Raw genomic sequence first — 1,572 nt, forward strand, 5'->3', positions numbered from 1 at the left:
GACGTTGCCGGAGTGCGAGCCGCCGCGCACGATATTGGGTGCGCCCATCAGCACGTTCATGCCGTGCTGGCGTGAAGCCTCTGCGGCTGCAAAGGTGGTGGGAAACTCGGCGATCACGCTGCCAAGTTGATGTGATTCGAGAACATGGTCATGGGTAGCGTCGTCGTGGCTTGCCAGCGCAATATGGCGTTCGCGACACATCTGCGCGATGGCGGTCCGGTTGGGCTGCGACCAGCATGCGGCGAGGGCCAACTGTTCTTCTTCGTAGCGGGCCATCTGCTCATCGGTAAGTGAATACTTGCCCTGATAATATTCCCGGTATTTTTCGCGGTTGGCGAACTGGCGCTGGCCCGGCGAGTGATCCATCAGTGAAACCAGCGTCACTGGTTCGCGCCCGACCAGTTTTTCAAACAGCGGCAGGGTGGTGTGGTGCGGCAGTTCGCAACGCAGATGCAGACGATGCTCGGCGCGGTTGACCCCGCGCTTCTGCGTTTCTTCCACCGCATTGATCATCTTTTCCAGATTTTCCAGGCGATCGCCGCCGTCGCGAACATCGCCAATCGCCACTGCATCCAGCACGGTGGTGATGCCGCTGGCGACCATCAGCGCGTCATGGCTGCTCATCGCCGAATGCGCGGGCCAATCCACCTTCGGGCGCGGGGTGAAGAATTTGTCGAGATTATCGGTGTGCAGTTCGATAAGCCCCGGCAGCAGCCAGCCACCTTCACCGTCCAGCGCCTCGGGCAGACGGCTCTGGCTTTCGGTAATAGCGCGAATCACGCCGCCCTCCATTTCCAGCGATCCCTGTACCACTTCGTCTTCCAGCACCAGCTTTACGTTATTGATAATCATGCTGTGGTTCCCATCAGGTGCAAACGGTCCGCCACGCGGTCGCGAACGGTTTGATCGTGAAAAATACCGACAATTGCCGCGCCGCGCGCTTTGGCTTCTTCTATCAGTGCCACTACGGCGGCGCTGTTTTTGGCATCCAGCGACGCGGTGGGCTCATCGAGCAGTAAAATTGGGTAATCGACGATAAACCCGCGCGCAATGTTGACGCGCTGCTGCTCACCGCCGGAAAAGGTCGATGGGGCGAGATGCCACAGCGTTTCCGGGACGTTCAGACGTTCCAGCAGGCGCGCCGCTTTGGACGCACACACGTCGCGGGAGAAGCCCAGATCCAGCAGCGGTTGCATCACCACGTCCAGCGCCGAGACCCTGGGGATCACGCGCAGGAACTGGCTGACCCAGCCGATGGTGGAACGGCGCACTTCCAGCACTTTCCGCGCCGGAGCCTGCACCAGATCCACCCACTCGTCGCCGTGCTGAATATGAATATGGCCGGTGTCCGGCAGATAGTTGGCGTACAGCGAACGCAGCAGCGTTGATTTCCCACTGCCCGAGTGACCGTGCAGCACCACGCACTCACCGCTTTTTACGTCCAGAGTGGCGTTGTGCAACACCGGCAGGCGTACGCCGTTTTGCTGGTGCAGTACAAAGGTTTTACTGACATTTTCTACGCGGATCATTTGAGCCTCATGGTTCTTATTGCCGGATGGCGCTGCGCTTATC

Annotated in this window: 2 protein-coding genes; both read right to left on the reverse strand. The window is 59.7% G+C overall.

Features of this window, described 5'->3' with window-relative positions; genetic code table 11:
• Nucleotides 1-852, reverse strand: an 852-nt coding sequence (phnM, locus tag FDW95_RS14280) for an alpha-D-ribose 1-methylphosphonate 5-triphosphate diphosphatase (RefSeq protein ID WP_249359120.1), incomplete at its 3' end; no start/stop codon positions are given.
• Nucleotides 849-1,529 (reverse strand): phosphonate C-P lyase system protein PhnL, encoded by a 681-nt coding sequence (gene phnL, locus FDW95_RS14285; RefSeq protein ID WP_115259673.1) that lies wholly within the window; start codon nt 1,527-1,529, stop codon nt 849-851. The genes phnM and phnL, both read right to left, overlap by 4 nt.
• Between the last annotated feature and the right edge of the window lie 43 nt (nt 1,530-1,572).

It is taken from the genome of Citrobacter sp. wls718 (assembly GCF_005280945.1).
GTDB lineage: Bacteria > Pseudomonadota > Gammaproteobacteria > Enterobacterales > Enterobacteriaceae > Citrobacter > Citrobacter gillenii.